Here is a 26684-nt window from a genome sequence, read left to right as displayed (position 1 = left end):
ATTGAGGAATAGTAATAATGATTCGTGTACGTATTGAGGGAACTGAGGAAGAGATGCTTGAATTTTTAGAGAAAATGCCTGACATTCCTGGGTTTGAAAAAACACATATGAGAGAACCGAGAAAAGGGAATAATCCGAAATATGATTCAAGCAAAAGTGTACTAGCATATTTATCTTATAAAAAGATTGAAGTCGCCAATAAATAGGCGGCTTTTTTAATTGTCTCTGTTTCACCGCCTTGTCTTTTTCGCATAATAATGATAGTAGATTATGCTGAAGAGGGGTGAGGAAAGTTAATAAAAAAATAATCTTTTTCGGAGATTTTGGTATTGATGATGCAGTAACGTTAATTTATGCGAATAAAACATGCAAATTAGATATTATCGGTATCGTTGCAGAGTACGGAAATGTATCAAGAGAAATTGTTACGGAAAATGTTTATTTTTTAGAAAGATACTATGCTACAAAAGTGAAGATTATTGAAGGTGCCAGTAGACCAATGACAGCTGAAGAACCTTTGTTTTTCCCTGAAATTCATGGGGAGCACGGTTTAGGTCCAATTATTCCACTGAAAATGAGAATTTGTGACAGAGAAAATTTTTGTGAATTGATTAAATTAATTGAGCCTTGTCCAGAAGATGTTATTATAGTCGCGACGGGACGATTAACAACACTTGCAACATTATTTTTATTGTACCCCAATTTAATGAATCGATTATGTTCTTATTATATAATGGGCGGTGCTTTTCTATTTCCGGGAAACGTTACACCTGTATCAGAAGCTAATTTTTACGGCGATCCAATTGCCGCGAATATCGTTATGAAATATGCGCAGAATGCTACTATATATCCGTTAAATGTAACGCAGCGAGCTCTTATTACTCCTGAAATGGTCGATATTATTGATAAAGAAGGAACCGGGCAGGCGAAACTTATTAAGCCAATGATCGATTTTTATTACGAGAACTTTTACAAAAAAGAATATCCAGGTATTGCTGGGAGTCCGATTCACGATTTACTTCCGTTCATTTCATTTATAAATGATGATATTTTTGAATATAAAAAATCAGCAGTTTGGATAAGTACGACGAATGATGTAACGAGAGGTCAAAGTGTTGCAGATTTTAGAAAAATAGCTGAGCCAACGACGTTTGATAATCGTCCTATACAAAAAATTGCCGTTGAATTTAATTATCAAGCGTTTAAAGACGAATTTATGAGAACAATATTGAAGCCAGATTGTCCTTAAAAGGGTGCGCAGATTTGAATGATTTTCATAAGACGAATAACTTACGAAAAATGTAACATAACTAATGGTAAGCAATTGTTTCTGATTATAATTTTTATTGGTCAATTATAAAGGAGGAAATGATATGATTTGGTCTTTAATCGTTGGTGGTATATTAGGATGGTTTGCAAGTTTAATTACTGGGAAGGATGTACCTGGCGGTGTAATCGGTAATATTATTGCAGGTATTGTCGGTTCTTGGCTTGGTACAGCGTTACTTGGTAAATTCGGACCTGTTATAGGCGGATATGCGATTGTTCCGGCTTTAATAGGCGCGATTGTTTTGATTTTCATCGTAAGCTTTATATTCCGTGCAATGCGGAAATGAATACAGGGGACTGTTTACATTTGTAAGCAGTCCCTTTGTATTATGTTGTCTAATCTGTTATGCTACTGTTATACAAACAGGAGGTGTCAGCATTGAAATCATTTACAGTAAATTTTCATCAAGAGGATAATGCAAAGGCAACAACAGTACATAAATTAAGTGAAGAGGACTTCGAGAAAGCAACAGAAAAAGGTACTCGTCATCTATTTGATTTAGATACAAACGTTGGTTTCTTCGTATTCTTTGATGCTGAAGATACAGAAGGAAACGAGCAATACTTAATGTTACAATATGAAGGAGATCATGAAGAACCAAGTGCTTGCTACGGATTTGATTTGAAATTGTTCTATCAATTTTTAGCACTATACTTAAATGATCTTGAATTCCAAGGTGAGACAAATGAAGAAGAGGAAGAAAATGGTCCAATTCATCATTTAGCGCACTTACTTTACCACATCGTTGAAGACGGTAAATCTATCGAAGTGTAAAAATACATAATTGAGGCTGTCCTTTAATAGGACAGCTTTTTTAATTATATAAATAGTTAATCTTAATGGATTTCTGATCATGACAAATGATTTGAATAAGATTCAGAAGGAACAAAACATTAAACCAGCAGAGAATGAGTATTCACTTTCTGCTGGTTTTTTGCATTTAAAGGAGATTTTGTAGCAGCTTAATTCAAGTTACAAAAAGGATATAGCGAGTATGGAGAGAAGGTGTATACAAGGAGATGAATAAGATGATTAACAATACAATTCCAAGCTTTTTGAAGCTTTTGGAAAGCGATGATATAGGATTACATGACTTGAACAAATATTATGATATGCACCCAGAGGCATTCGAAGAGTATTTTAAGTTTCACTGTCCTAAGACAGAAGAACGTCTCTCTAGTGCGATTGAAAAGTATCCTGAAAAACTAAAAGACATCCGTATTATTTCGGAAACTTTACCATCTATTATTCAAGAAATTAGTGAGGAGTATCACATTCAATTTGGTTTTAATATAGATTTGACTTTTCATCTATTTGTAGGTGGATTTGGTTCTAATGCATTTGTGGAAAGGGAGATTATTGGGGATATATTTTTTGCGGCTGAGAAATTATCTCCTGTAAGGGAGCACCTCCGTGTTATCGTTGCTCATGAAATCGGACATATATATCATAATGTAGCATTACAAGAGAGTGGAATGGATTGGACTAAAGCAGAATGGAATGATGCCCCGATAAGTTTATATCGTGAAGGGGTCGCGACCTATTTATCACAACTAATAGTTAAAGGTTTAAGTGAGTCCGTTTACTATTCATATAGTAGTAATGGTAATTCATCGTTACAATATTATAAAGAAATTGAAGAGCGCATTAAGAAACGTTTTTTACAGGATTATGTTGAAGGATGGACAGTTGAAAAAGAGAAAGAATGGTTCCGTCTATCCGGAGGGAACTATTTCGGATACAATCGACTCGGTTATTTTTTAGGAACATCGTATATGGAGTATATTGTGAATACTTTCGGGGAAAGCGAAGCACTTACTTTTTGGACCAAAAATAATTTGAAGAGTAGTGTAATGGAATGGTTACAAAAGTGAATATGTTGAAGAGGGAGGCTGAAAATGATGAAAGTATATATGAAAGTACTTATATTTTTCCTAACTTTAACGTGTGTAGCGGCTTTAACCGCATGTACTAACGCTGAGGAAAAGAAACAAACTAATTCAACATCAGAAAATAGTACGGAAAAAAAGAGCGAAACGTCAGAAACGGGTAAAAAGAATGAGGACACCGCTCAAAAAACAGAGAAAGAGTCTGTGGAAAAACCAAAAGGTCATGATTCGGTAAAACCTTCAACGGAGTCTAATACGAAAAATACAGTGCTTAATCAAAAATCAATTAACCATGTAAAAGATTTATTTGAGCAAGCGAAAGAAGGTAAAGTACCTAACGTACCATATGCAGCGCATACAGGAGATATTGAAGAAATAGAGAAGGCATGGGGAAAGGCAGATAAGACTGAGCAAGCAGGAAACGGGATGTATGCAACTTTTACAAGTAAAAATGTAGCATTTGGCTTTAATAAAGGATCACAAGTCTTTGACGTACGCTCTTACCATTCAGAGCTCAAATCGATTACGTTACAAGAAATCGAAAAGGCTTTAGGAAAACCAGCGTCTGTTAAAGAAAATGGTAATGATAAAATTTATGTTTATAAAGTAAATGACCAGTTTGAATTGAAATTCGTAATTCCAAAATCGACTGGTAAAGTACATCATATTTCTGTGTTCTCACCGGAGGATAGTATTAATAAAATGGCAGGTTAAATGAAGAGCTGTTCCTATAGGGACAGCTCTTTTGTTTTGTTTCTTTCTAACGATTGAACAAAAAAAGCTTGAATGATACCACCGATTATTAATAAGAAGGCACAAATATAAAATAGAGTACTACCGCTTAATTTACTTAATAACAATGCACCTACAAAAGGCCCACAAGTTCTTGAAATATCCCAATGTATACCGTATATAGAAAAATATAATCCGCGTCTATGACTTGGAGCAATTTGTGAAACGAATCGTAGTAAGTGATTCAAAGCTATACTTTGCCCAATTACTAAAAAGAGCAATGTGAAGAATAATGACCATATTGTTGTGGAATAACCGTAGCCAATCGCAGCTAACGTATAGCAAGTATAGGAAATAACAATGATTTTAGGCATAGAAAATCGTTCAGACCATTTCACAAGGAAAATTTGGAGCATAACTTCCATGATTGCTTTACAAGTTGAGATAAATACGAGTATGAATAAAAAATTTGGAAATACACTTTCGGCGAATATACGATAATTTGATTCGGTTTGAGCGTAGAAAAAACTAATAGGTAGCGTAGAAACCATAAGTCCAAACACAGCATAATGCTTTGAAATAAATTGTTTTGGCGAATATACTTCTTTAGTTTTATTAACGCTTTGTCTGAGTGGGACCGTTTCAGGAAGCTGCGTCCAAACGAGAATAGCATATAGCGTAAGGGCTACACCTTGCAAAATAAATAAATACTCAGGGTGACTAGTATAGAAAAAGGCGCCGATTAATGGGCCAATTACAGAGCCGATTGCTCCCGTAGTATGCAGAACAGCAAATATTTCTGCCTGTTGTTCTTCCTTCGTTAAGTCAGCGATTTGTGCTCGCTGTGCCGGAATATATAAAGAGCGTCCAATACCATTTACTACATACAATAAGGCGAAAAAGGCGACCGATTCAGCAAAAACGAATCCGCTTACGGCAAAAGCTTGTAAAAGTAATCCGAGTAACATTATTTTCTTTCGGCCGTATTTATCTGTTACACCCCCAGCGATTAATGTAAACACAATATCAGCGAGAGGCTGTAATCCGAAAAGAAGCATTGTAACTATAACATTACCATTTAACGCTTTATTAACGTGAACAATAAAAATGATAGCTAACATCGCTTCAGTCGTTCGGACTAACAATTCACCGAACAATCGAATGAGAATAGGCTTATTATAACGTTTTAAAAGATACTTCATTTTTATTTCCTCCTTTCTATATTGAAATGATAAGATGGAAGCCGGAAATGAAAAAGGGTAGAATGAAAGAGGAAGATTTTTCATCTTTTAGGGGGCGTTTTATGATTATTTTGGAGCAATATATGCACCTGTGGCTCCAGTATGGAAATGGGAGAGCAGAGGGAGAACAATTAGAAATAACAATACAAAATATATCTGAAACTTTATTTTGTACAGAGCGAAATAGTAAATTAATCATAAAAAAATTAGAAGAATTTAATTGGATTATGTGGTTTCCAGGCCGAGGAAGAGGAAATCGTTCAAAGTTGTTATTTCAAAAACATCCACTTTCTTTAATTTTAGAAAGAGGAAAAGAAATAACGAAACAAGGGGATGTAAAAAACGGGAGTGCATTTATTGCAAGGTATAGCTCATATTTTCCATCACTTCAAACTCAATTTCAAACTTGGATAGATTCGATATTCGGGTATCAAGTCGAAAGGACATCTAAAGGGAGAAGAGATGTACTACGTTTGCAAGTCCAAATGAATCTAGACATTGCATTAGACCCTGTATACGCTACGATGCGTTCAGAATGTCATATGGTAAAACATATATACGACACGTTAGTGTATGTAGACGGAAATACAAACAGTGTAGAGCCAAGACTTGCGTTTTATTGGGAATATGATGACCAGAAATATATATGGACCTTCTACTTACGAAAAGGTGTTCAGTTTCATAACAGGAAAGAATTTACTGCTTATGACGTTGTACATACATTTAAACGATTCTTGAAAGCAAAAAATAATCCGCATGCGTGGATGTTACAGCACGTTGAAAGTTTACATATTCTTGATGACTACATTGTGCAGATTCGTTTATCTACAGATAATAAGTTGTTTTTACATGCTTTAAGTACAGAACAGTGTTCTATTGTAAATGAAGATGGAGATGGAAGGTTAATCGGTACTGGACCGTTTCGATTATGTGAAAAGAATGAGGATGTATTCGTATTAGAAGCAAATGATTTATATTTTCGCGAGCGACCATTTCTCGATCGAATTGAATTATGGAATGTAGAGCACAGTGTAAATACGTGCGATATTTTAGCGAAAGCACACTATAACAATATAGAAAAGCATCATAAAGAACTAACTAGACTTGAGTCGAATGTAACATACATTACATTAAATACCGCAAAAGAAGGACCTATGCAAAACACGATGTTTCGGAAAGCTCTATATAAAATCATTCATAGCAATGCGCTTATCGAGGAATTGCAAGGAGCGCGCGGAGAAATAGCAGAAGAATTGGTTCTAACAAAGGGTGGCACTATACATATAAATGAGGACATATATACTCTTATTAAAGAGAGCTCTTACCGTAATGAAACACTGCGACTATATACATTTACAGAACAAGATCATGTTGAAGATTCATATTGGATACAAAAAAAGTGTGCGAAGTATGGCGTCACTATTGAAGTCGTTTTTCTTGAAACAAAAGAGTTATTGCAAGCAAGTACGATACAAAAGGCTGATATAATACATGATAGTGCGACAATTAGTGAACGTATTGAAGAAAGTTTACTATATATGTTTCTTACAAAAAACAGCTTTATTCATCAGCATAGCAATATAAAATTTAACGAAGTATTGCAGTCTTATTTTATAGAGAATCAATTAGAGAAACGGATGACACTGTTACGCGATATGGAGGACACACTGTTACGTGAAATGCATATCATTCCTTTATATCGCAATAAACAGCGAGTAAGTTCACACGAAAAAATACAAAATATAATGATTAATTCACAAGGCTGGATTGATTTTTATGATATATGGTTTAAAGCTTGATATATATAGGTTCTTACGCATTTAAAGATATGTGTAAGAACCTTTTTTGTATGTAAGACAGGTTTGTTTCACACATTGTTACGCTACTTGCTATAAAAGTCTGTTTACAACGTAACAGTGTTATGTTACATTGTTATCAGGAAGGAGTGACATACAGTTGAGTACAGATTTGATTTCAAAAAAAGATTTATTAGAACTAGCTGGTATTTCATACGGACAGTTATATAGGTGGAAGAGAAAAAATTTAATACCGGAAGATTGGTTTGTACGGAAGTCAACGTTCACAGGCCAGGAAACATTTTTTCCGAAAGAAAAGATATTAGAACGTATTGATAAAATCCAAACGATGAAAGAGGATTTATCACTTGATGAATTAGCAAATATGTTCTCACCGAGCGTGACAGAAATTCATTTAACAAAAGATGATTTGTTACGTAAGGGTATTGCATCAGAAACAGTTTTACAATTCTTTATAGAACAAACGAACAAAACGGCAGATTTTCAATTTGCAGATATTCTTTATGTATACGTGTTAGAAGAACTTCTTCAATCAGGAGACGTTAGCTTAGAAGAAGGGAAAATGGTTTTACAAGTTTTACGTGAAAATTATGAAGCGATTAAACATAAAAATTGTGACTTACTTATTATTCGGAAGTTAGGGATTTCTACATGCTTCTTAGTATCAAGCGTTGAGGATTTAATTTTTGAAAAGGGAACAAAGATTGTTTTACGTGTAGCAATTATGAAATATACCGAAGCATTAAAAACTAAACTGTTGTAGTGGAGGAGAAATAATGCGTACAGAAAATTTAATTATAAACGGATATGGTTCATCAAACGGTGGAGAGTTTCATAAAGTGCAACTAAATGGAAAAGGAACTGTTAATGGAAACGTTGAGTGCGACCAATTTGAATGTAATGGTTACGGAATTGTTACTGGTGATTTGAAAAGTGGCGATGCGAGAATTAGCGGATCAGGTAAAGTTGAGGGTACAGTTAGTGCAGAGATGATGCGAATCGATGGGAAAGGGACAATTACACAAGATGTAAAGGCGACCACTTTAAAAATTGCAGGAAAAGGGACGATAGGTGGTAATGTAACTGGTGAAGAATTTAAAATCAATGGTCAAGCGACGATTGATGGTAATTGTGAAGTTGATATTTTTTCTTCAGAAGGGCAATTTACAGTTGGTGGATTATTAAGCGCAGATGAAATTAATATAAATATTCATGGTACATGTAGAGCGAAAGAAATTGGTGGCCAAACCATTAAAGTAAAACATAGATTGAGTGCTTTTAGTAGACTATTTAAAACAGTATTTGGCTTACAGTTAGAAGCTGAACTGCTGGAAGGTGACAATATCGATATTGATTATGCTCACATTAAAACAGTAAGGGGAAACAATGTTACTGTAGGACCGAACTGTGAAATTGAACTAATTGAATATACTGGGGTTCTTACTGTTGATAAAAGCGCAAATGTAAAAGAAATTAAGCAAGTTTAAAAGGGAGAGAGGAATCGGTATGGAAAATCAACATAGTCTTACTGTAAATGGATCAGGTAGCTCAGCAGGTGGAGATTATAACAAAGTAAAGATACGCGGCGAAGGAACAATTTCTAATCATATGAGTTGTAATGATTTTAAAACGTATGGTACGAGTGAAGTACGTGGCAATATGAAAGCGAAAAATTATGTCGTGTATGGAGATAGTGAAGTACAGGGGAATATGGAGGCGGAATATGTAAAAGTATATGGCAATGCCCAAGTACAAGGCGACGGACAAATTAATAAAACAAAAGTTAGAGGTATGATAGAATTTAAAGGGAAGCTATCCGGTGATTTCGTAGATGTGAAAGGCGCTTTAAATGTAAAGGGAGATATAGAAGTAGAGGAATTATTACTAACTGGTGGTCTTGAAAGTGATGGTTTGCTTAATGCTGAAAATATTGAAATCTCACTCCGTTATGAAGGAAGTAAAGTGAGAGAAATCGGTGGGAAAAAGATTACAGTACGTAAAAAAGCGAGATTTATTCCTTTTACAAGTCATGCAGGAAGCCTTCAAACATCAATTATTGAAGGGGATGATATTTATTTAGAACATACAATAGCAGACGTAGTAAGAGGAAATCATGTTATAATTGGCCCTGGCTGTGAAATTAGTGTAGTAGAATATCACACTAGTTTTAATCAGAAAGGTAATGCAGTCGTAAAAGAACATAAACAAATATAAGTAGTATGAGGGAGAGCAAGGTTATGGTTGAGAAGAATAATAAGCTCGGTTTTGTTGTGGCGGGCTTATTGCTAGGGATTTTAATGGCATCAATGGATAATACCATTGTCGTAACAGCGATGGGAACAATCGTTGGTGATTTAGGAGGCCTTGAAAACTTTGTATGGGTCGTTTCTGCCTATATGGTCGCAGAAATGGCAGGTATGCCGATTTTCGGTAAACTATCAGATATGTATGGTAGAAAGAGATTCTTTATTTTCGGTTTAATCGTCTTTATGATTGGTTCGGCACTTTGTGGAACTGCTGAAAATATTACACAGTTAGGTATTTATCGTGCCATTCAAGGTATTGGCGGTGGGGCACTAGTGCCAATCGCATTTACTATCGTTTTTGATATTTTCCCTCCAGAAAAGCGCGGGAAAATGGGTGGTTTATTCGGAGCAGTATTTGGTTTATCAAGTATTTTCGGGCCATTACTTGGCGCATATATTACGGATTATATTAGCTGGCACTGGGTGTTTTATATTAACTTACCACTTGGAATTTTAGCACTTATTTTTATTACATTATTTTATAAAGAGTCACGAGTTCATAGAGAACAAAAGATTGATTGGTTTGGCGCAATTACTTTAGTTGGTGCAGTAGTTTGTTTAATGTTCGCCTTAGAATTAGGCGGACAAAAGTATGATTGGGATTCTAGCTTTATTTTAAGTTTATTTGCCGGGTTCGCTATTTTAGTAATTGCTTTTATTGTTATTGAACGAAAAGTAGAAGAACCAATCATTTCATTTGAGATGTTTAAACAACGTCTATTCGGAATGAGTACAATTATTGCCTTATGTTACGGGGCGGCATTTATGTCAGCAACTGTGTACATTCCGTTATTTATTCAAGGCGTATACGGTGGTACCGCAACAAACTCAGGATTATTGTTATTACCAATGATGTTAGGATCAGTAGTAACAGCGCAGTTAGGTGGATTTTTAACATCAAAACTTAGCTACCGAAACATTATGATTATTTCTGCTGTAATTATGCTAATCGGATTATTCTTATTAAGTACATTAACGCCAGAAACAAGTCGTATATTATTAACAATTTATATGGTTATTATCGGTTTTGGAGTTGGTTTCTCATTCTCTGTACTAAGTATGGCTGCTATTCATAACTTCGGTATGGAGCAACGCGGGTCTGCGACTTCAACGAGTAACTTCATTCGTTCATTAGGTATGACACTTGGTATTACAATCTTCGGAATGATTCAAAGGACTGGTTTCCAGGATCAATTAGAAGAAGCGTTTAAAGGTATGAGCGGGGGAATGAATACAAACGCTTTAGGAGATTCAAGAGCTATTCTATCAGAATCGGCAAGATCTCAAATTCCGCCGCAAATATTAGATAAAATTATTGATGCTCTTTCTAGTTCAATCGTTCAGACATTTATGTGGGCGTTAGTTCCCGCAAGTTTAGCGTTCGTATTCGTTTTCTTTATGGGAAATGAGCGCATGGTATATAAAAAAGAACAAAACAAGGTGAAAAGTGAAACATCAAAAGCGTAAAGAAAAAGCTCCTTTCAATTTTGAAAGGAGCTTTTTCTTATGTACGGAGTCGAATTAGCCTTCGATAATTTCGTATTCTTCGTCTGCTAATAATAAAATTTGTGTTTTCTTACCTTTGTTTTGAACTTCGATTACATCATATGTACCTAAGTCTCTTAGCTTGCTTTGAGAAGCGTTAACCATAACTTCCATAGAATCAATTAAGATATCTTCTTCAACGTATGATTCAGGTAATGCCATATCTTCAGTATCTAATACACATGTATATAGATTTTGTAAGTTCTCAGCAGTTGGGTTTTGTTCCTCAACATCAATGATGTTTTTTACTGCTTCCATATTTTCTTCTTTTACTTGATATACTTTAATTTTAGTCATTGTTTTAATCTCCTTTATTACGTAATCTTAGAGGCTGCACCTCATTATAACGCTTTTTCATTGAAAGATGAAATTGTTATATGTATTTATAGTAAAAATTATGTGTTATTACTTATTATTGGTGTAATTTCCATATTGATGTTAGGCGTAACTAATTATATTCTTACGCTAAAATTATATTGTCCAAGCTTTTCATATATCCCGCTCATATTATGTGTATTAGATAAAAACATATAGGGAAGGGATTGAATGTAAGTAGATTGCGAGCCGAAATAAAATTGTCAATGTTGTCAAACTAGTATATGTGAATTTTTACAAAGTCTAGAATCTTTTACAAAGGTTTAGAGTATCGTAATAGCTGGAAACGAAATCGTTGTATCTTATTTCCTTTCATTTAACAAGATGAAAGGTATCGTGTCATTTGTACAAGAAGACGATGAGGTAATATTTGTAGGTTGTTCAAAAATTGATGCGATTCGAATAGGGAAAGTTTGTAGTTGTAAAACGAAAGTTAAATTTATTGAAGAGGAATTCCGTTTACTTGGAAATGTTTGTCCACATTGTTTAACTGAGGGAAGTACACTATTCTTCGATTTTAATAACCCTGAATTAAGTTTATCCTTACAGGCAAAAATGATTGATCCACCTAGATGTGTTGAATTTGTAGATGAGATTGGGAATGTAGTAAAGCAAATTACTATAGTAGGTGAAGCGATTGTTTCTAAAGATTTTGTTCTAGTACCTGAACTGTTAGATTTTCGATTAATTTTATCGGATACAGCTGGGAATCCTTTGAAATTTGGATTGCTATTTATTAATTTCCCTGATGTTACTTATATTATTATTTTAGCATCAAGCGGATATCTTTCCATTTCGAACTGTTTAAAAATAGAGAGTGGAACTAGTAATGCCGAAATAGAAGAGATGAAAAAGATGATAATGAATGACAATAATACGTACAAGTCAATTATTAAGTTGACTAAAATATATAAAAATGGTGCGACGGAATCTTTTATTTCTAAGAAGGAGTTATAACGTATCTATTGATTAACCCTCTTAGTTAAAATTTTATGTTTCGAAAAAATTTATAAAATAATAAAAAACATTACTTTGTTATTATTTACGGAGAACATTTTTAATTAGATAAAAGCTCATTTGTAAGTATTCGAAAAACTATATAAAAGTACATGCTTAATAGTAGCTTCAGAACAGAAGAAGTCATTTTGGAGTCGCTTGTTGGGTAAATAAATTAAAATTGCATAATAAAAAACTTCACTCCTTCTATAAATGTAGATAAGGAGTGAAAAGGAGTGAACTTTTTTATTCTTTTTGGATTTCAAATGAAATTTCTTTAGCTGCTTTTAAAGCTATTTTTTTAGCTTCTGTTTTAAAATAGGATGCTGCTAAAACGTAGCCACATCGATGTCCCATTGATGTAGGTGGTTTTAAGACAGTTCCTTTTTTAGGTTTTATATAAACTTTCTCTACACCAGGATATTTAGAACTACGGTTCTTTCCTGTAACTCGAATTAGTTTTCCTTTAGATTTAACTGTTAGGTAATGAGTGTATACATATTTATGATGTTTTTTATTTAGTGAAGGTTTATTTCCTAACATTAACTGAATAGTCTCTTGCACTAAGTTGATTCCATGTCCAATTTCAATTATATCATTCATTGCTCCACCTGATATTCTGGGGTTTATCTCAATTAATTTCCAATCATTATTTATTCTCCGGAGTTCTAGATGACAAGCTCCATTTTTCATATTAAAAGCCTGAATAACAGAATTAACTGCATTGAAAAGACTATTATATAGACTTTTGTCTACCTGTCCTAGTAAAGAATAACCAGTAACAATAAAACGTTCAAAGAGTGTAATTTCTTGTTCAATTACTGCTATAATATGGACTTTTCCATTTTGAACTAAAATTTCGACTAAGTACTGAGGTCCATCTACATATTCTTCAAGAAGAATTTCTTCATTAGGTAGTTTGTTTAAAAGACTTTGTATAGATAAAATTAATTGATTTTTATTTTTTACTAATAATACATCTTTTGATCCTGATGATTTAGGGGATTTCACAATAAGAGGGAAATTTATCTTTTTATTTTTTTTAAGAAAAGATGATAATGGTTCTGTTGGTTTGTAAATTAAATAGTTGAGTGAGATTGGTAAATCTTTAAGGACATTACGAGTTAATATTTTGTTTTCCATCCGATAGATAGCTTCAGTAGATACAATATTTGAGCAGAATTTTTCTGATAAACGTGCAGCCAGATAAACAAAGGGGTCAATAAAACTAAAGATCCCTTTTATGTTCTTTCCTGATTTATTTAATTTTTCAATTGTTGTAATTATATTATCATAATCATTTATATCGGTGAAAATCATCTGATGTACATCAGGGAATGTATCACGTTCTTCAATAAATTTTGTTTTTTTTGTTAACAAAACTGTAAAGAAATTAAGTTTTTCAGCTGCTTTGATTGCTTCCCTACTTGATCCAGATTTATTTGTTTCAATAAAAACAATAGTATCCATCTTATGCCACCCTAACCTTAATTATTTTATAAACCCTTAGATATAATATTTCTATAGGTAGAATATTAAAATGAGGTTAAGCTTGTTCTGGATTTTTCGAAAAATGGTTGAATGAAGGAGAACATGAATATATATATAATGAAGTTGATATTTGTTTTGAAAAAGATCTTTAAAAAGAGGGGAAGAGGAACCGATATGACTATAATTGGTATGCTTCATCATCGGAAAGATCCGAATGTCGTAAAGAAAGCATATACTTATGCTGCTGTAGCCAAAGCTGAAGGTATAAACTTTTTTTATTTTACTTTAGGGAAAGTAAATATAGAAACTGAGAAAATTTTAGGTAAAACTTATGAAAATGGTAAGTGGGTTGAACAAGAATTTTCTTTTCCTGATGTTATTTATAATGCAAGTGTTCATGTTAGTGATAAAAATCAGCAAATTTTTGATTATTTATATGATAAAGTTCCGTTCACAAGTCATTCAATTGGAGATAAATTAAGTGTATATAACAGAATAAAAAAAGCAGGGGAATTTAAGCAATATCTTATTCCTTTTTATGAATTAAATGATGTTAATAAGTTTTTTGACATGATTAATCGTTATGAAAAACTTATTATTAAACCAATTTCTGGACATCAAGGTAAGGGTATTATTTTTATTGAAAAACATGGGATAAATTACAGTATGAATGAGTCAGAACAAATTTCACTTATTAATAAAAAACAATTACTAAGTTTTTTGTCTGATAAGATTCAAGAGAAAGGTTACATAGTTCAACAGTTTATTTCATGTCAAATGAAATCTGGTCATGTTTATGATTTTCGATTGCATGTTCAAAGAAATGGAGAAGGAAAGTGGGTTATTACTTCAATATTCCCGAGAATAGGTCCATTAGGAAGTGTTGTATCAAATATGGCTAGCGGTGGTTATAGTACTTATTTAGATATTTTTTTAAAAACGGAGTTTGATAACGATTGGTATAATGTTCAAAGGTATTTAGAACGATTTGCGGTAAGTTTTTCTAACCATTTTAATTCTTTATATGAGGATGTATTATTTGATGAGTTAGGAATTGATGTTGGGATTGATGAAAACCAAAAATTGTGGTTGTTTGAGGTGAATTGGAGACCAGGCGTACCTAATATATTTAATCTTGAATTAGATGTAGCTAGAAATTTAGTTCACTATGCTAGATACTTAGCTGATAAACATAAATAAGAAAAGGAAAATAGAAATATATATAAACAGAAAATTACGAATTTAAATAAAATGTAAAATAACTCCAAAATATACAATAGAAGTTGATTTTGGAGTTATTTTTTGTTTACTTCACTTTTTTCCCCTTCTGTGAATCAGATAAAACCTTTAAGGTTTCATCAAATTTCCGTCTGGTATGCGCTCAACAGCCGCTAGTCCATCAAATGATTTACGTAAATAGGTCACCCCTTGTACAAGATATACTTTTTTAATTGACAGATGATTATATAAATCGAGGGATTGGCTATAGTATGTTCTATAAAGGAGACGTTGTATGCGGTGCATCATCGTATAGTATTTATGATGATGGGATTGAAATTGAAGTTGCTACTGATCCGAATCATAGAAGAAAAGGATTGGTGACTGCAGTAAGTACGGCTTTAATATTGGATTGTTTAGAAAAGACGAAATATCCAAACTGGGATGCAGCGAATAGCACTTCTGCTAAACTAGTGGAAAAGCTTGGATATGTTTTTGATAAGGCGTATGATACTTTTTTTGTAAATAATAGGTAAATGAACGAGTTTGTACGAATTGAATTTTACAACATAAAAAGGCTAGAAAATCCAATTAAATTAACATCAATTAGCCCTTTTTTATAATTACAAAGATAAAATATCCAAAGATAATTTTACCTAAACTAAAGGTGTTAAGAGAGATGTTAATTAATAGTATTAGAGGGGAGAACAACGACAAGATTGTTTTCATTAGAAGTATTGATAAATTCTATTGGAAAAGGTGAGAGTAAAAAAACGATGTGAATGATAAAGATGAAGTGATTCCACAACAATGTAGGTATAAAAACCGACTTTATTAAGTCGGTTTTTATTTTTTAACAATCAGGTGTTACCCAATATTAAATTGCAGTTGCAAAGATATTATGAGATGAAGAAATCAACAAACTTAAATTTATCTGCCTTAATAAATGTAAGAATAGATTTTTTGAAAGTTTCTTCGAAAATATGGTTATCTTTTTTACTATTGAACTTAATTAACGTATCATTGTATTTTTCCACGTTGAGAGTTAAGAAATTCTATTTTTTATAGGTAAATATACATGAAAATTAAGTACATTAAGTTATGTGTATTTTACTATTAAAGAGAGAGTACTCTTTTTATTTGTAAATGATAAAAGTGACTATGATACAAACCCACGCATTAATAGAAGACAAACATATACAGTATAGAGAGTTAAAAAGCTCTAAATTTTTCATATAAAGGAGATTATAAAATATGAGTGAACAATGCCCAATTAATGTACCATGTCAGGTAGCGGGACAAACCCAAACACCATTAAGTGATGCTGCAGCAACACCAATTACTACTCCAGGAGCACCAATCGTAAAAATACCAGTTGTATTAGCGGAAAGAACAATTCAAATTGTTGTAGAAGCCGATGTTCCATTAGATCCTCCAGCAACTGAGATTAAACGTGTCTTAAAAAATGTATTTTTAACACAAGGTAAGTTAGTTCCTGTAGCATTTACTCCGGTAGTTGGTACACCTTACAACCGAGTTACAAGAGGAAAATTATTTGTACAAGGGTATATTCGTAAAAATATTGAATATGCAAATGATGAGTGTAATGGAGTTCTATATGATCGCATTGCAAATGTTCCATTTTCTGGTTTTGCAGATCTAACAGAAGCTGATTTTCTATCACTAGCTTTAATAGCTGCTTCTTCAGACACTACATCTCATTTTATTAATCCTAACAACGGCGATTTACCACGTTTAGATAAATACTTCTTCCAAAATTCGGTTTTTTATAACGAACAACCATATGTCGAATTAGTAAGTGCTCAATTTTTCGAATTAGACTTTTCACCTTGTCCAACAGAATTAAACGAGCCATTTGGAACTCTTCGTGAAAAAATTGTACTAGACCTTACTTTAAAAGTTTTACAAGTACAACAAGTACAAGTATAAGACTAAAAAAGCATTGTCTTTAATAAAAAGACAATGTCTTTTTTATTATTATAAAACATATATAATGATGGAATGGTCGCGTACAAAAAGCATATTTTTATGAATTTCATCAGATGGGGGGATGGTGATGAATAAGCCATGGGTTGGTAAGGAAATATGGAACAAAGTTTACAAATGGAAAATGCTGAATGTTCAAGATGATTCGCGCGAAATAAGAGAAAAAAAGGAAAGTAAAGAAACAGAGTCAAAAAAAGAAGATGAAGCAATTGAATTAGAGGAAGAAAGTGAAAAAACTAGATCAGTAAAAGAAGATAAAGCGATTGGATTAGAGGAAGAAAATGAAGAAATTGAATCAAAAAAAGAAGAAAAAGTAATTGGATTAGAGAAAGAAAGTGAAGAAACTGAATCAAAAAAAGAAGAAAAAGCAATTGAATTAGAGGAAGAAAGTGAAAAAACTGGATCAGCAAAAGAAGAAAAAGCAATTGGATTAGAGGAAGAAAATGAAGAAATTGAATCAAAAAAAGAAGAAAAAGTAATTGGATTAGAGAAAAAAAGTGGAAAAACTGAATCAGCAAAAGAATATGAAGAAAGAGAATTAGAGCAAGAAGAAATAGCAATTGAATCAAACAAAGAAAGTGAAGAGACTGAACCAGCAAAAGAAAATAAAGTGATTGGATTAGAGAAAGTAGAAGTAGCAAATGAATCAGAGAAAAAAAGTGAAGAAACTGAATCAAAGAGAGAAAGTATAGGTTTAGGATCAAAAATAGAGACTTCAGTGCATTCAATGGTAGTGAAAACGCCATTTTCTATTATTTCAGAAGTGTCTAGCTTTAATGTATTTCCAAAAATAAATGTGAAAAATCAAGATGCATTTGTATTTCGAAATGAAAAAGATGCGGAGGGGCGTGAATTAGATTCTAAGTTATTAACTACAGTGCAACAGTATCATTCGGAGGCTTATTGTAAATTAGTTTCTTTAAATCTTCATGAAAAGAGAATGCTTGTTGAATTATATAATCAAAAAGTTAAAGGGAATAATGAAGAGAATAAGGTAGAGACATCTTCATGGATTCCTATTCACAGCATAATATTAGAGAGTGGAAATGAAGGAGAAGTAAATAATTATATAACAGCCAGACTACCAATAGAAATAGGAAAATATAAAGGTGAAATTAGTTTACGAGAAAAAGTGGTATTCACAGAAAAAGTCATAGGAATAAAAGAGGTGGAACAGGAGATTGTTTTGACAAAAACCGAATTTTTAGTACCAAAAGTAAAAAAGAATGGACAAAATAAATTTACAGTTGAAAAAGGGAGCTTATTGGTAGAAGGATATATATATCAATGTATTGAATACATATCAGAACAAAGTACATTTCATGACAATGTGTATCAGTTAGTACAAAATATTGTATTGGAATTAATCATTCAAGTGATACAAGAACAGGAAGTACAAGTGCGAATTACATAAAAATGATTATATTCCCTTGATTAGCTCATTATTTTTATTCGTAGCGTATCAATGCGTAATCTTTTGTAAATCATTTAGTGCCATAGAATATCCTCCAAACGGTTTATCCTCAATGAATTCATTTTAATATTTATGAAGGATGATATTATTGCTAGCTAGGATAGTTACTTAATTGTATGAATTTCTTCAGGTTTATGTTTTAAAAAGGTGCTAACAAGTTTGTCAACGAACTTGCTAACACTTATTAAAAACAGGCATAAAATGTGGCGTATATGTTGTTTGAATAAAGAAGCTAATTCACAGATAATTTCTTGTATAATCTGATGTGTAATACAAAGTGCATTGACTCCTTTTTTACAAAACTCACAACTTAAATAGTAAAACATGTTTATCGTAATTTTCCAAACACCAATTATATTTTTTTAGAATAATTGAGTGGACAACTTCTTTCGTAGTATCGACTTCAGTATAGCCATATTTTTTATAAAAGTTTTCTAATTCCTCGAAAGGAAGACAATACACATTTAGTATTTGTAATTTTTTTGCAGTTTGTACTAAAAATGAAACGAGTTTCCCAGCTAATTGTAGACCTCTAAATTTAGGGAGAATAAAAATTCCACCCATTTCAATAGTACCTTCATCTATTTGGACTAAACGTCCAACACCTGCATACTCGTTGTTATATGTAATGATCGCAACTGTGTCTCGTGTTAAATCACTTGGTACAAATCCTATCGATTCATAATGATTATTAACCCATTCTAAATCATTAGATGTAGCTAGTTGAATACTCATATGTATCCTCCCTCAGAAAAAATGTAATATTCTCATTATACACAGTGTAATAACTTGTAAAAAGAGGTTAAAATGAAATCATTTTTATTTGCAGTTCAAGTTTTGAATAATAGTGCATACAATATAAAGTCTTTTCCTTTCTTCATTTAAGTTTTACGTATATAATTTAAAAGTACTATTTTTATTTTATATTTTTTATATTTATAACAGAATAGAGGTTTAAAAATGGGTGTTAAAATCATTACGGATAGTGCGGCGGATTTACCGGTAGAATTGCTGCAAGCATATGATATAGATTTAATTCCACTCCGTGTATATGATGAAACAGAAACAGAGTATTTAGATGGGGTTACATTAAAATCAGTTACATTACTGCAAAAAATGAGAGAAGGCGCAGTTTATAAAACGTCATTGCCTTCACTTGAAACATTCCAAGAAAAATTTATTTCCTATGCAAAAGAAGGTAACCCTTGTATATATTTAGCTTTTTCATCTGAATTGTCTGGTACATATCAATCGTCAGTTCTCATTAAAAAAGAAGTGAAAGAAACATACACTGATTTAGATTTAGAAATTATCGATACAAAATGTGCCTCACTCGGTCAGGGTATTGTCGTATTAGAGGCTGCAAAAATGGCAAAAGAGGGCGCATCAAAAGAAGAAATATTAAACCGTGTCGCTTTTCTAATGGAGCATATGGAGCATATCTTCACTGTAGCTGACTTACAGTACCTTGTTAGAGGTGGACGTTTAAGTAAAGTAGCCGGTTTCATCGGTGGTTTGCTAAACATTAAGCCAATCTTAAATGTGGATGAAGGAAAACTTGTACCACTTGAAAAGGTACGAGGGAAAAAGAAAGTATTAAGCCGAATTGTTGATATTATGGAAGAGCGTGGGAAAGACCTTAAAGGTCAAACAATCGGTATGACTCACGGTGATGATTTAGAAACTGCCGAAGCATTAAAAGCATTAATTACTGAAAGATTCGGCTGTGAAGTATTTATCGTAAATACAATTGGAGCAGCAATCGGAGCGCATACAGGACCTGGTGCGTTAACATTGTTCTTCTTAAATGAAGTAGAGTAAAGGATTGATCTTTTGATCAATCCTTTTTTCTTTAAATAAAATATAGAATTTACTATTTATTAGTGCTTTGTTTTATAGGTAAGAAGGTATAAAGGAAACAAGTGAAGGCTAGTATGAAACTAAATATTTCAGTATCATCAACTACTAAACCATTGTTCCACTGATAAAGGAAGGATGCTAGCAATAAAAGAGTAGCAGCGCCTCCAACATATCTTGCTATTTTTCGTGTTGAATCTTTTTTTGTTTTTACAATCATATTTGTCATCCTTTCATATTTACTAAATAATTCGACAAACTAATTTCTAGGATGTGATATTGATAATTCATCTATTGAGCTCATTTAATTTATTTTCATTTACAATAGATGTCTTCCATGTACTAGGTAAATGTAATTAACCATTCGATCTATTTTAAGAATGATAGTTTACATGTAGTTCAATCCTTTTCATTAAGTTTATCGTAATTCAAGTATATGGCGCCGTCTTTGTTAATAACAAGAAGTAAAATTGTATGAAAAAAGTGGGCAAAAACCTTAAATTTAAACCATTAAATTTAACAAGCTATCTAGAAATAATCATAATATGAATGTAATATTAAAATAAATGATACATTTTTTTACATTTGTGAAATTGTATATTTTATATAGTATGAAAGATTAAGAAATACATAATGACTTATTTAGTGAAAAGCATGAAATGGTTAATTAGGGAGAGAAAAAGATGGAAATTGGGGAACGTATTCGGCAAGTTCGTATGCATAAAGGATTGACACAGGGGGAGCTCGTATCAGAAATATGCTCAATAACATATTTGAGTAGAATAGAAAGTGGAAAAATAAAACCGTCATCTTCTTTTATAAAAAAGGTTTCTAAGAAGTTAGAAGTTAAGAGCGATTATCTTATAAATGGAAATTACGAGGAGATACAGCTTACTATTTTTAAAATATGTAATAAATATAAAAAAGATAAAAGTATTACAGAAGCTGACTTATCTTTGTTAGAATTATACGTTCGTGAAGTAGATTCAATCCCTTTATTACTAAAGGTATATGGTGTACTTATATACTATCATGCCCGACAAAAAAACGTGTTATATGTGAAGTCGCTTATAGATCAAGCTTCGCAAATGATACCAAGTCAGGTCGAAATGCAAGATCCTGAAGATTATATTTATTATTTAAAAGCTCGAGGTTTATATTTTTATAATAAACAAGACTACAGTGCTGCTCATGATATTTATGTACAGGCTGAGAGTTTACTTGGTGCAGAAGAAACTGAACAACATGGTCATATATACTATAATTTATGTCATGTATATAAGGAGCTTTATAAAGATAAAAGTATTAGTCGTTTGTATGCCTTAAAAGCTTACAACATATACAGAAAAAATGGTATGCAGAAAAACGTAATAAATACACTTTTAATGCTTGCAATATTGTATATTATGGATGAGTTATATGAAAAGGCACTTGAAATTTTACAGCAAGTAGAAAATAGTTTGGCTACTAATGGTGATTCAAAGTATTTACCTATCATTTCATATGATTACGGTAAAATTTATCAAGGTTTGAAAGACTATACGAATGCCATTAAATACTACGAAAAAACTTTGGAATTAAGTGAATTTTTATCACAGAAAGATCAAAAAGTATATGCGTTACGAAACATGTTGGAGATTTACATAGAACTTAAAGATTGGAAAAATGTTAATAAGGCTATGAATGAAGCATTTCATTTTTTATCGATTTATGATGTGCCAATTGCATTTGTCCAACTATATGGTTTGAAAGCTAAAGTATTCAAAATACGTGGGGATTATTATGAATATGAGAAAAATATGCAAAAAGCAATTGAAGTGGGATTAGAAAAAAAACAACACCGCTTAGTTGCTGAACTATCCTATGAACTAGGTAACTTTTATAATGAAAATCGCTCTTATAAATTATCTGCGAAATTTTATAAAATATCAGTTGAAAATAAAATGGATTTATAAAGAAGTTTAGTTAAAAATTCTTATAAATTGTAAAGGGTTATCCAAAAGAGTAGTATATTTTATGCCTTTTGGATAACCTTTTTTATTGCTATTCTAAAATTACTGGTCGATATGGTATGGGTGAAGATAAGATCATCGAAGTTTTTACTGTACCAAACGGAATAACGATATCAATTAATTCCTCTAATTCCTTCATAGAGTGAACTGCTACTTTTAAGTAATAGCTACTTTCACCTGTTACTCGATGACATTCGAGTATTCTATATTCTTCGTAGATTTTCTCCTCGAATTTTTTACAAGGAATCTTTAGATTTTCAATTCTTAAAAATGCTTGAATTGATTTTCCAACTGCATCTAATGATACCCGTGCGGTATATTTCTCAATTATTCCTGCATCTTGTAACCTTTTTAGTCTTTCTGTAACGCTAGGGCGGCTAAGGTGTAGATGCTCAGTCATTTCTGTAATTGTCATCCTGGCATCTTCTTGTAATAATAGGGTTATTTTCTTATCAATCTCATCCATTACTCATGCTCCTTTGCAAAGTTGAAAGTAAATTTTTGAAATACATGCATAATATAAAATCTAATGCTAAATTACATACACAATTGAATGTTGAATAGACTGATAACTTTCTATAATTAAAATATAAATGGAGGTGCATGTAATGTCTAATCATTTCAATGAAACAATTTCTATTAAAAAGGGAACAGCTTTATATGTAGGGGCAGTTTTAGGATCAGGAATTCTTATTTTACCTGGTATGACTGCGAGTATAGCGGAAGGGAATGCGATTATTTCTTGGCTTATTATGATTTTACTTAGTATCCCACTTGCATTAACATTCGCTTTTTTATCTATTGAGCATCCAAGTGCAGGGGGAATTGCAACTTTTTCTGAGAAGGCTTTTGGTAAAAAAGTAGGTGCGATTGTAGGGTGGTGTTTTTTTATCGCAGGTAGTGTTGGGCAAATCATTGTATCACTGACAGGTGGAATGTATATAGTAAAAGTCTTTTCTTTACCATCGTATTTTTCTTATATTATCGGGTTAATCATAGTAAGTATTTCTATCGGCTTTAATTTATTTGGATTAAAAATGAGCGGTTCATTTCAAGTATGTATCGGTGTATTAACTTTTTTTATTTTAATCGTAACAATTATAAGCTCACTACCTTATATTGAAATGAAAAATATAAATGTACATATTTCTATGAAAGCAGTAAACCCGATTTTAGATGCGTCATTATTAATTTTTTGGTCGTTTTTCGGTTGGGAAGCAATTGCGAGTTTAGCTCCAGAATTTAAAGCACCTAGAAAAAGAAATATTATTTTGTCTACAGGATTTGCAATTATTATTATTGGAGTTTTATATATGGGGATTGCATTATCAGTAATTGGAACAAAATCATATCATATTAATGCTGATAATACTACAGCTCTAGTACTTGTAATAAAACAAACATTAGGTAATCAATTTGCATGGTTAATTGGATTTGTAGCTTTTATTATTTGCTTAGGGACGACAAATGCATTTATCGCAAGCATGGGCCGTTTAGGCTATTCGCTAGGGCAGGAAGAAGTTGCACCTCGTTATTTAGCAAGTATTAATGTAAAAAGAGCAGCGCCAACAAATGCAATAAAAGTTGTAGGTTTTATTGCAATAATAGGTTTGTTAATATGTTTCGTTTTTCATATTAGTATAGATAGAATCGTATTAATACCGAACTCGTTAGGGATTGTTACATATATAGTCGGTACTGCGGCCGGAGTTAAGTTAATAAATAATAGATTAGGTAAAATCTTTTCTATAATAGCTTTTACATGTTGTATAGCGGTTTATCCCTTTATTGGAGGAGTCATACTTATTCCAATAGTTGTAGCTTTAGCGTCTTTATGCTATTTATATTGCATAAAAGGTAGACTTGTAAATGGGAGGGAGCAGAATAAGGAATGTTAAAATACATTCGTTTAAGTTTCAATATTTAGAGATATCTAAATATTGGGGATTCATATATAATTATGGAGGGATTAAATTTTTGTAACTATTTGTAAAAATAGGAGGCTATTAAAATGAATATACTTATTCAAGCTCCAACTAAATGGGATTTAGGCAGACTATATTCTAATAAACAAGATCTTATATTTTCTATAGAACGGTTAATTATAGAATATAAAGCAACAAAAGACTCAGTAATCCTTTCACAACTTATACAGGCTATCGAAAAAGCAGAGTATTACTTATATTGCCGTGCTGCTGAAGATGAGAAGCATCCTGAAAATACTTTACTAAGTGTAAAAGTAAATCAATTAAAGAAAGAAGTTCAACTATTAATAGAATCTAGTAAGGGACAAAGTGTTAATACAAATCATTTAAGTATTAAACTAATAGAAAATGAATTAAAAGCTTGGGAAGATATGTATACACAATTAAGAAATAAAATAGAAGTAATACACGATAAAGAGACTTTATCATTTGGACAAGCAAATTACGTTGCGATGAATAGTGATGATCATAATGAAAGATTAATAGTATTTGATTCTCTTACAAATGCTTTGAATAAGGAAAAAGATATCTTTGCTACTGTATTGAATCAAATAGGAAAATTACGTCATGCTAAAAGTGATGAAATGGAAGGAACAGAGATTTTAAAACAATCACTACAAGCAAATGGCATCTCTGAAACTGCATTATCCCAAATGTGGAATGCAACGGAACAAAATCTTACGAAGCTAGTAATTGCGTTAAACGGTTATAAAAAAGGAAAGAATTCAATTACATGGCACGAGCTAATGACATGGAAAGAAAGTAATGAGACTGTTATTCCTTTTTCAGTAGCAGTAAAAAACATATATGATGCACTAAAAAATATAGATGAAGAATTGGCACAGTTCGCACAGAATGCAATAGCGAATGGCTGGATCGACGCTGAACCGAGAGATAATAAACCGCCGGGTGGATTTTGTGCTCCTTTTTTCAGTGAAAAAGAATCTCGCATTTCAATTCGTTATGATGGAACAATTGATAGTGTAAGAGTACTTGCTCATGAACTGGGACACGCTTGGCATTTTTTTGTTATGAGTCTTGAACAATCTACAACATTTTTAGATGATTATCTGCCAATGAGTACAGCTGAATCAGCGTCTATTTTCTTTGAAACGGTAATCATGAATTATTTAATTCAAACAACAGATGGTGTAGAGATGAAAAAGTCATTGCTTAGCTGGAAAATCAGAAATAGTTTTAATTATGTTATGGCAATTCGGGCATCGTTTCAGTTTGAGAAAAAATTTTATGAAGAATGCAAGGAAGGACCTTTAAGTGCTGATGAAATTGAAAAATTATCTATATTGGCACAAAAAGAAGCATACGGAAATGAATTAAACGAATATCAGCCGTTTGTTTGGATGAAATACATTCAATTTTATATAGCAGACGTTCCTTTTTACAATTATCCATACACATTTGGGTATTTAGCGAGTTTTAGTTTAATCGAAATAGCAAAGGAAAATAAAAATAAAAATGCATTTCATTTGAGGTATAAAGAGTTTTTAAGAGAAACAGGAAAGGCTCCAGTTGAAGAATTGATGAAAAAACATTTTGATATTGATTTGACAGAGTATGAATTTTGGAATAAAGCTTTTATACAAATTTCTAAAGACATTGATGAATATATGCAACTTACGTAAGGGGAGAGTATAGTGGATCATCAGCTTATAAAAGGAATACCTTTTTCAACTTTAGAATATGCAAAAGCTATAAGTTTATTAAAAGGTTGGCTACATGAAAAACAAGAGAAACCAAGATTTGTAGTAACTGCAAATCCTGAAATTGTTATGTCAGCTAAGGAAAACAAGGCTACATCAAAGCAGTTTGAAAAAATGTTACTATCTGCGGATTTAATAACAGCCGATGGGATTGGTGTCATAATTGGATCGAGAATATTAAAAGGAACGTTGAAAGAGCGTGTTACTGGGGCAGATTTAACTCGCGATTTAATAAAATGTTGTAATGAAAATGGATATCGTGTCTTTCTTTTTGGAGCTGCACCAGAAAGTAATGAAAAAGCATTAGAAAAATTAAAAGAGCAAAATCCATATGCACATTTTAAAGGACAGCATGGATTTGTAAACGGTGAAGAAATAGAAGAAGTAAAAGCTCAAATCAAGCAATTCAATCCGCATTTATTGTTGGTAGGTTTAGGTTCACCTAAACAAGAAGAATTCATCTATGATAACTTACAAACATTAAACGTGCCACTATCTATTGGTATAGGCGGCATGATTGATATAATATCAGGTACTGTAAAAAGAGCACCGAAAATAATGAGAGATACTGGAACAGAATGGTTGTATAGATTAATGTCGCAGCCAAAAAGAATAAAGAGACAACTTGTATTGCCGAAGTTTTTACTTTCGGTTATGGCGGAGAGGATTAAAGGGATTACAAATTAAC

General features: G+C 32.2%; 25 protein-coding genes and 2 pseudogenes. 21 read left to right on the top strand and 6 right to left on the bottom strand.

Features of this window, described 5'->3' with window-relative positions; genetic code table 11:
• Positions 1–17 precede the first annotated feature (17 nt).
• The 6 genes from MR155_RS09700 to MR155_RS09675 all read left to right on the top strand — a co-directional run bounded on the left by MR155_RS09700 (position 18) and on the right by MR155_RS09675 (position 3933).
• Positions 18–206 (top strand): DUF3970 family protein, encoded by a 189-nt coding sequence (locus MR155_RS09700; RefSeq protein WP_002013371.1) that lies wholly within the window; start codon positions 18–20, stop codon positions 204–206.
• A gap of 77 nt (positions 207–283) precedes the next feature.
• Complete coding sequence (locus MR155_RS09695; RefSeq protein ID WP_242309458.1) at positions 284–1249, top strand: nucleoside hydrolase; 966 nt, start codon at positions 284–286, stop codon at positions 1247–1249.
• A 124-nt stretch (positions 1250–1373) separates the two neighbouring features.
• Positions 1374–1616 carry a GlsB/YeaQ/YmgE family stress response membrane protein gene (locus MR155_RS09690; RefSeq protein ID WP_002013368.1) on the top strand — a complete coding sequence of 81 codons (243 nt, stop codon included), beginning with the start codon at positions 1374–1376 and terminating at the stop codon, positions 1614–1616.
• Positions 1617–1708: 92 nt separating this feature from the next.
• A complete protein-coding gene (locus MR155_RS09685; protein WP_002084959.1) occupies positions 1709–2104 on the top strand; it encodes a hypothetical protein in 396 nt (131 codons plus the stop codon).
• 254 nt (positions 2105–2358) lie between these two features.
• A complete protein-coding gene (locus MR155_RS09680; RefSeq protein ID WP_242309456.1) occupies positions 2359–3204 on the top strand; it encodes an aminopeptidase in 846 nt (281 codons plus the stop codon).
• 24 nt (positions 3205–3228) lie between these two features.
• Positions 3229–3933 carry a YjgB family protein gene (locus MR155_RS09675; RefSeq protein WP_242309454.1) on the top strand — a complete coding sequence of 235 codons (705 nt, stop codon included), beginning with the start codon at positions 3229–3231 and terminating at the stop codon, positions 3931–3933.
• A 14-nt stretch (positions 3934–3947) separates the two neighbouring features.
• Here MR155_RS09675 and MR155_RS09670 read toward each other — a convergent pair whose 3' ends face one another.
• Positions 3948–5153 carry an MDR family MFS transporter gene (locus tag MR155_RS09670; RefSeq protein ID WP_085311643.1) on the bottom strand — a complete coding sequence of 402 codons (1206 nt, stop codon included), beginning with the start codon at positions 5151–5153 and terminating at the stop codon, positions 3948–3950.
• A gap of 62 nt (positions 5154–5215) precedes the next feature.
• Between MR155_RS09670 and MR155_RS09665 the strand changes: the two genes are divergently transcribed.
• From MR155_RS09665 to MR155_RS09645, 5 genes are all read left to right on the top strand, one after another.
• The gene (locus MR155_RS09665) at positions 5216–6991 is read left to right on the top strand and encodes an SgrR family transcriptional regulator (RefSeq protein WP_242309689.1); all 1776 of its coding nucleotides are present in this window, start codon (positions 5216–5218) and stop codon (positions 6989–6991) included.
• A gap of 157 nt (positions 6992–7148) precedes the next feature.
• Positions 7149–7772, top strand: coding sequence for a YhbD family protein (locus MR155_RS09660; RefSeq protein ID WP_113937507.1), 624 nt, complete (start codon positions 7149–7151; stop codon positions 7770–7772).
• Positions 7773–7785: 13 nt separating this feature from the next.
• Positions 7786–8496: a bactofilin family protein gene (locus tag MR155_RS09655; RefSeq protein WP_242309453.1), complete on the top strand. Its 711-nt coding sequence runs from the start codon at positions 7786–7788 to the stop codon at positions 8494–8496.
• Positions 8497–8515: 19 nt separating this feature from the next.
• Positions 8516–9223: a polymer-forming cytoskeletal protein gene (locus tag MR155_RS09650; protein ID WP_016101229.1), complete on the top strand. Its 708-nt coding sequence runs from the start codon at positions 8516–8518 to the stop codon at positions 9221–9223.
• A 23-nt stretch (positions 9224–9246) separates the two neighbouring features.
• Positions 9247–10782, top strand: coding sequence for an MDR family MFS transporter (locus tag MR155_RS09645; RefSeq protein ID WP_002189905.1), 1536 nt, complete (start codon positions 9247–9249; stop codon positions 10780–10782).
• A gap of 54 nt (positions 10783–10836) precedes the next feature.
• On the opposite strand, the gene MR155_RS09640 is transcribed toward MR155_RS09645, so the two are convergent.
• Positions 10837–11157, bottom strand: coding sequence for a hypothetical protein (locus MR155_RS09640; protein WP_002032538.1), 321 nt, complete (start codon positions 11155–11157; stop codon positions 10837–10839).
• A 300-nt stretch (positions 11158–11457) separates the two neighbouring features.
• On the opposite strand from MR155_RS09640, the pseudogene MR155_RS09635 reads away from it, so the two are divergent.
• A pseudogene (locus MR155_RS09635) lies at positions 11458–12192 on the top strand (BC_2878 family exosporium-associated protein).
• Positions 12193–12477: 285 nt separating this feature from the next.
• On the opposite strand, the gene MR155_RS09630 reads toward MR155_RS09635, so the two are convergent.
• A complete protein-coding gene (locus MR155_RS09630; RefSeq protein ID WP_242309451.1) occupies positions 12478–13701 on the bottom strand; it encodes an ATP-grasp domain-containing protein in 1224 nt (407 codons plus the stop codon).
• A 123-nt stretch (positions 13702–13824) separates the two neighbouring features.
• Here MR155_RS09630 and MR155_RS09625 point away from each other — a divergent pair, with 123 nt between their 5' ends.
• The 4 genes and pseudogenes from MR155_RS09625 to MR155_RS09610 all read left to right on the top strand — a co-directional run bounded on the left by MR155_RS09625 (position 13825) and on the right by MR155_RS09610 (position 18361).
• The gene (locus MR155_RS09625; protein WP_033708463.1) at positions 13825–14922 is read left to right on the top strand and encodes a YheC/YheD family endospore coat-associated protein; all 1098 of its coding nucleotides are present in this window, start codon (positions 13825–13827) and stop codon (positions 14920–14922) included.
• A gap of 257 nt (positions 14923–15179) precedes the next feature.
• Positions 15180–15476, top strand: a pseudogene (locus tag MR155_RS09620) (GNAT family N-acetyltransferase); the annotation flags it as partial.
• A 718-nt stretch (positions 15477–16194) separates the two neighbouring features.
• Positions 16195–16890: a CsxC family protein gene (locus MR155_RS09615; RefSeq protein ID WP_002065863.1), complete on the top strand. Its 696-nt coding sequence runs from the start codon at positions 16195–16197 to the stop codon at positions 16888–16890.
• Between the two features lie 127 nt (positions 16891–17017).
• Positions 17018–18361, top strand: a complete 1344-nt coding sequence (locus MR155_RS09610; protein WP_242309448.1) for a BC_2427 family protein — start codon at positions 17018–17020, stop codon at positions 18359–18361.
• A gap of 363 nt (positions 18362–18724) precedes the next feature.
• Here MR155_RS09610 and MR155_RS09605 read toward each other — a convergent pair whose 3' ends face one another.
• Positions 18725–19156: a GNAT family N-acetyltransferase gene (locus MR155_RS09605; protein WP_219302700.1), complete on the bottom strand. Its 432-nt coding sequence runs from the start codon at positions 19154–19156 to the stop codon at positions 18725–18727.
• 225 nt (positions 19157–19381) lie between these two features.
• Here MR155_RS09605 and MR155_RS09600 point away from each other — a divergent pair, with 225 nt between their 5' ends.
• Positions 19382–20242 (top strand): DegV family protein, encoded by an 861-nt coding sequence (locus MR155_RS09600; RefSeq protein ID WP_219302698.1) that lies wholly within the window; start codon positions 19382–19384, stop codon positions 20240–20242.
• Positions 20243–20294: 52 nt separating this feature from the next.
• On the opposite strand, the gene MR155_RS09595 is transcribed toward MR155_RS09600, so the two are convergent.
• The gene (locus MR155_RS09595) at positions 20295–20498 is read right to left on the bottom strand and encodes a hypothetical protein (protein ID WP_002110388.1); all 204 of its coding nucleotides are present in this window, start codon (positions 20496–20498) and stop codon (positions 20295–20297) included.
• 463 nt (positions 20499–20961) lie between these two features.
• Here MR155_RS09595 and MR155_RS09590 point away from each other — a divergent pair, with 463 nt between their 5' ends.
• Entirely contained in the window at positions 20962–22233 is a 1272-nt protein-coding gene (locus MR155_RS09590; RefSeq protein WP_242309447.1) for a helix-turn-helix domain-containing protein, read from the top strand.
• Between the two features lie 88 nt (positions 22234–22321).
• On the opposite strand, the gene MR155_RS09585 is transcribed toward MR155_RS09590, so the two are convergent.
• On the bottom strand, positions 22322–22756 hold the full coding sequence (locus MR155_RS09585; protein ID WP_242309445.1) for an Lrp/AsnC family transcriptional regulator: 435 nt from the start codon (positions 22754–22756) through the stop codon (positions 22322–22324).
• Between the two features lie 142 nt (positions 22757–22898).
• Here MR155_RS09585 and MR155_RS09580 point away from each other — a divergent pair, with 142 nt between their 5' ends.
• From MR155_RS09580 to MR155_RS09570, 3 genes are all read left to right on the top strand, one after another.
• The gene (locus tag MR155_RS09580; protein WP_242309443.1) at positions 22899–24188 is read left to right on the top strand and encodes an APC family permease; all 1290 of its coding nucleotides are present in this window, start codon (positions 22899–22901) and stop codon (positions 24186–24188) included.
• 113 nt (positions 24189–24301) lie between these two features.
• Positions 24302–25918 (top strand): M3 family metallopeptidase, encoded by a 1617-nt coding sequence (locus tag MR155_RS09575; protein WP_242309441.1) that lies wholly within the window; start codon positions 24302–24304, stop codon positions 25916–25918.
• A 12-nt stretch (positions 25919–25930) separates the two neighbouring features.
• Positions 25931–26683, top strand: coding sequence for a WecB/TagA/CpsF family glycosyltransferase (locus tag MR155_RS09570; RefSeq protein ID WP_016091569.1), 753 nt, complete (start codon positions 25931–25933; stop codon positions 26681–26683).
• The last annotated feature ends 1 nt before the right edge of the window (position 26684 follow it).

The organism is Bacillus cereus group sp. BfR-BA-01331 (assembly GCF_022663915.1).
Classification (GTDB): domain Bacteria; phylum Bacillota; class Bacilli; order Bacillales; family Bacillaceae_G; genus Bacillus_A; species Bacillus_A mycoides.
Note: the sequence above shows the minus strand (reverse complement) of the source record. Positions and strands in the feature narration are given on the sequence as shown.